General features: G+C 68.8%; 2 protein-coding genes and 1 pseudogene. 1 reads left to right on the top strand and 2 read right to left on the bottom strand.

Annotated elements, in window-relative coordinates:
• On the bottom strand, positions 1-1,682 hold a 1,682-nt coding region (locus VF794_RS18205; RefSeq protein WP_331112098.1), incomplete at its 3' end, for a sigma-54 interaction domain-containing protein.
• Positions 1,683-2,368: 686 nt separating this feature from the next.
• Between VF794_RS18205 and VF794_RS18200 the strand changes: the two genes are divergently transcribed.
• The gene (locus VF794_RS18200) at positions 2,369-4,795 is read left to right on the top strand and encodes an RTX toxin (protein WP_331112096.1); all 2,427 of its coding nucleotides are present in this window, start codon (positions 2,369-2,371) and stop codon (positions 4,793-4,795) included.
• 75 nt (positions 4,796-4,870) lie between these two features.
• Here VF794_RS18200 and VF794_RS18195 read toward each other — a convergent pair.
• Positions 4,871-5,297 (bottom strand): annotated as a pseudogene (locus tag VF794_RS18195) (hypothetical protein); the annotation flags it as partial.

Raw genomic sequence — 5,297 nt, 5'->3', positions numbered from 1 at the left:
TCGAAGGCGCGGCGCTCCACCTCCTCCAGCGGCAGCACCGGCTCGCCCGGCAGCGGACCCCTGGACCCCGAGGGGACGCACGCCGCGGCGGGCTGGAGGGCGCGCTCCACGGCCAGCGGCACGCGGGTGATGACGTCCTCGTCCTCGGCCAGCAGGCTGGCCGCCCCCTCCAACAGGTTGGCCAGCTCCCGGACATTGCCCGGCCACTCATAGCGCAGCAGGGCCTCCAGCACGTGCGGGGCCACGCGCAGCGGGCGGCGGTGCAGCCGCGAGGCCTGGCGCCGCAGGTGGTGCTCCACCAGCAGGGGAATGTCCGAGCGGCGCTCGCGCAGCGGCGGCAGGCGCAGGTGCACCACCCGCAGGCGGTGGAACAGGTCCAGCCGGAAGCGCCCCTCCCCCACCGACCGCTCCAAGTCGTGGTGCGTGGTGGCCATCACCCGCGCGGTGATGGGCACGGTGCGCGAGCCGCCCAGCCTCTGGAGCATCCGCTCCTGGAGCACGCGCAGCAGCTTCGCCTGCATCTCCAGCGGCATGTCGCCGATCTCGTCCAGCAGCAGCGTGCCCTGGTCGGCCTGCTCGAACTTGCCGGAGTTGCCGCCCGCACGCGCCCCGGTGAAGGCGCCGCGCTCGTAGCCGAAGAGCTCGCTCTCCAGCAGCTCGCGGGGGAAGGCGGCCACGTTGATGCCCAGGAAGGGGAAGGCGGCCTGGGGCGAGGCGCGGTGGATGGCCTGGGCCAGCAGTTCCTTGCCGGTACCGCTCTCGCCCGTGATCAGGATGGGCACGTCCGAACGGGCCGCCCGGCGCGCATCCTCCAGGCAGGCGAGGAAGATGGGATCCTCTCCGATGAGATCCTCGAAGCCGCAGCGGGCCTGGGAGCCCACCAGCTTGTGCGCCAGCCGCTGGGCGGCCGACAGCTCCTGGAGGGTGGCCACCACCCCGCCCTCGTAGCACCGTGAGCGCACGAGGAACTCCGCCTGGGCGAGCGCGACGATCTCGTCCGAGAGGGGCCGGCCCGTCCCGAGCACCTCGCCGAGCGGGGCCAATCCGGCCACGTCCTGGAGGCGGCGGCCGATGAGCCGCGCGGGCGACACCCGGAGCATCCGCGCGGCCGCCTCGTTGAGGGCGCGCACGCCCCCGTCATGGGCCAGGGTGATGATGCCGTCTCGGATGGCCGCGAGCGTGGCGACATCCCGCGCCGCCGCCTGACGCAGCGCGGCGCTGGCGCTGACACGCGCCAGGGCGGCCCCCACGAGGGAGCCAAAGACCACCAGTTGCTCCTCGTCCCGCTCGTGGAGCGAGGCCCCGCCCTCGGCCAGCTCCAGCGCCAGCACCAGCCGCCGGCCCGCGCCTCCCAGGGGGACGAGGGCGCACCGACCCGCCGAGCCCTCCAGGACGCGCGGAGCCACGCCATCCTGGGGAAGCGGAAGGGGCTCTCCCCGGAGCACCTCCCGGAAGCGCTCGGAGCAACTCGCCGTGGGCAGGCCCTCGCGCACCAGCGGGGTAAGGCGACCCGTCGCGTCGGCCTCCAGCAGCGCCACGGCCGCGGCGCGCACCAGCATCATCGCCAGCCGGGGAATCCCCTCCAGCAGTTCCTCCGGGCGCTCGAAGTCGGAGAGCTTCTGGCTGACGGCCACCAGTTGGCGGCTGCGCTCCCGCTCGAACACGAGGTCCTCCAGGAGCAACTCCTCCCGGCGGAGCGGTTCGCCCCCCTCGGAAACGGCAGTGACGAGATTTTCCGACATCATTTTACCCCACGGCGATTCACGGGCAGGACTTCGGGGGCGACAGGAGCCCCGAGGCCTGCTGGTTCAGATGGACGCGATGAGGGGGGTCGGCCCCCTCAATAGGGATGAGCCGACGAGGACAAATATGATGCAGGAAATTTGTGAGCTGCCTGTCAGACCACCCGTTCACCGGGCAGCGAAGCCAGAAAAGCCGGGCAACCCGGATTGTATTACAATCTTTAGCGCCTTCCGGGAGAACCGGGGTAAGAGGGCTCCAGCCAGACCGGGTGCCCGTTGTCGAGCCGGTCTGCCCTCCGGGAAACCGCCGCGTTCAAATTCCGAGCACGGGAGTTCAATTTTCGGACTCACCCGATGGCCCGTGTTTTCAGCGGGTTGGACACGCCCGCGGGCCCGGGGGCCGGGGTCGCCCGTTCAAGAACTGAACACGCCGCCCCCGGGCTCCCGAGCGGAACGGACCGGGGGCCTCGTGAAATCAACCACTTAACTCCTGGCCCGGGGCTTGCTCATGGGCAGACCCCGTGAGGCTGGCCGCCGAGGTTGGCGAGACCAGTGCTCCTGGTGAACCAAGACATGACGTGGTGTCGAGCGGGCCGCATGGAGCGGCACGGGAGACCTGCGTCCGCATGGAAGGCCCGAAGACCGATATGATCAAGCACAACAACTTTCTGCGCACGTTGAGGAAGACGACCCTCATCCTGTCTGCCTTCAGCCTGGCGGTGGGGTGCAACACCTCGCCGACCACGCCCAGCCAGCAGGAGGAGCAGGGCACCGCCAGCGCCACCTTCGCCATCCAGGCCGCTGACATCCTCCAGCCCGCCGCCGACTCCTCCCAGGGCCAGCGCGTCTCCGCCTTCTTCGCCGGCCCCTCCGCCCAGGCCTTCTCCTATACCGACGTCAACTCCATCCGGATCGACGTGAAGGACAAGAGCGGCAACATCCTCTACATCAACTTCGACCTCACCCTCTCCGGTGGCGTCTGGAAGGGCACGCTCCCCTTCCTCCCCAAGGGCGTCCCCCTCACCTTCGGCGCCAAGGCCCTCAACATCACCACCGTTGGCACCGAGACCAAGGTCACCGAGCTCTTCAACGGCACCGTTGTTGACCAGACCTTGAGCCGCGACGGCGAGTCGGTGGTCTTCACCCTCGCTCCGGCCAACAACAAGCAGATCATCAAGCTGCCGCGCATCCAGAAGATCTCCGTCCCCAGCGCGCTCGGCTCCGACCAGAGCGGCAACGTCACCTTCGCCGTCGAGGCCACCGCGGGCGAGACGCTCCAGTACGCCATCACCGCGGCTCCCAACGGCGGCACCTTCTACCCCGTCTCCGGCGCCATCACCCTGGCGAACACCGCGGGCTCCTTCGTCAGCCAGTACGTCTCGCCCACCGTCACCACCGAGACGACCTTCGAGCACACGGTGAAGGTGACGAACGAGGCGGGCCACTCCGTCACCACCACCTTCAAGACGAAGGTGAAGCCGACGGGCTCCACCAACGGCATCAAGGACACCGCCCTCAGCGTCCTCTTCAACCCCGTCATCAACAGCGTCAGCGCCCAGCGCGTGATGGACACCAACAACGTCACCTTCAGCGCCAGCGTGTCCGATGACGGCGACACCAGCACCCTGGTCTATGTCTGGGGCTTCACGCCCACGAGCGGAACCAACTTCGACCCCAAGCCCGAATTCAGCGGCGCCACCAACCCCGCGACCCTGCAGAACTACACCGCCCTGGTGCAGGGCGAGGTGTCGCTGGCGGTGACGGACGCCAACAAGGGCACCACCACCCTCACCTACAAGCTCACCCCCGACCAGTTCCCCGACAACCCCTACGCCGAGGGAAACACCACCGGCATCAACAACATCCGCGCCGGCGAGACCCACACCTGCGCGCTGCTGAGCACCGGCGACATGCGCTGCTGGGGCAACTCCACCTTTGGCCAGCTCGGCTATGGCAACAACCAGTCCGTCGGCGCCAGCACCGCCGCCGGCACCCTGTATCCCTACCCCTACAGCGCGGGTGACGTGCCGCTGATGGGCAAGGCCACCAAGATCGCCGTGGGCCAGAACCACACCTGCGCCCTGCTCGACTCCGGCTTCGTGCGCTGCTGGGGCAAGAACGAGTTCGGCCAGCTCGGCCTCAACAGCAAGCAGAACGTGGGCGATGCCGATAAGATCACCAACTTCGGCTACGTCAACCTGGGCGGTATCGCCACCGCGATCACCGCCGGCTACAACCACACCTGCGCCCTGCTGGAAACGGGCAACGTGCGCTGCTGGGGCCACAACGCCTCCGGCCAGCTCGGCTACAGCCATACCCAGAACGTGGGTGACGACGAGCCGGTCTACAAGTTCGGCGACGTCGAAGTGGGCGCCACCGTGAAGGACATCGTCGCGGGCGGCAATCACACGTGCGCCATCACCACCACCAACAAGGTGCGCTGCTGGGGCTACAACGGCCACGGCCAGCTCGGCCTGGGCACCACCACCAACGTTGGTGACACCCAGAAGCCCTCCGCCGTCGCGGACGTCAACCTGGGTGGCGGCGTCCCGCTGCAGATCTCCCTGGGCGGCAACCACACCTGTGCCCTGCTGGACAACGGCTTCCTGCGCTGCTGGGGCTACAACGGCTCCGGCCAGCTCGGCTACGGCAACTACACCACCCGTACGACGCCCGGTAACGACCTGGCCCCGGGCAGCAAGGTGCTGCAGGTGACCACGGGCAGCGACCACACCTGCGCCCTGCTGAACACCGGCACCGTCAAGTGCTGGGGCTACAATGGCTACGCCCAGCTCGGCTATGGCAACACGATCACTCTGAACGCCCCGGCCCCCACCGAAGTCGAACTCTCCGGTGCCACCGCCTATCGCGTCAGCGCGGGCATCCACCACACCTGCGCCCTGCTGAGCACCGGCGCCGCTCGCTGCTGGGGCAGGAACCAGGGCGGCCAGCTCGGCTACGGCTCCACCAACACCTATCTGACCGCGCCCACCGTGGATGGCATCAAGGTGCTGGCGCCCAACGGGACCGCCTCCCCGGACGAGACCCCGTAGTCAGACCTCTGCTTCAATCAACTCCGGGGCGAGGGCTCTTCCAGGGCCCTCGCCCTTTGTTTTGTCTCGAGCCCGCTAGCAGCCCACCGGGTAGGTGATCGCCACCACCGCACCGGGCCCGGGCGCCGCGTCGCGCTCGAAGATGACGGTCTTGGAGGCGCCGTCGTACACCCACCCGGTCTTCACCTCCACGCCATCCACCCGCACCACGATGCGCGAGGCATCCGAGGGCTTCTCGGAGAGCTGGAAGGAGCGGTTGGGACCAAAGGCACTCTCCGACAGCTTCTCGAGCGAGGCGGCCCAGTTGGCCGTGCAGATGCTCTCCACCACGCCGCCGGTGGCCTCGGCGAGCTGGATGTAGCGGGTGCCGGAGCTGCTGGCCTTGGGGCAGGAGCCCAGGTCCTTGGGCCCGGCGATGGCGGAGAAGATGACCTTCGAGGCATCCCCGCCCTTCAACCCCAGGAGGAACGTCTCGTAGAAGGACACCGGCTGCGTGGAGAAG

It is taken from the genome of Archangium sp., assembly GCF_036389735.1.
Lineage (GTDB): Bacteria > Myxococcota > Myxococcia > Myxococcales > Myxococcaceae > Archangium.
This window is presented reverse-complemented; position numbering and strand designations above follow the sequence as displayed.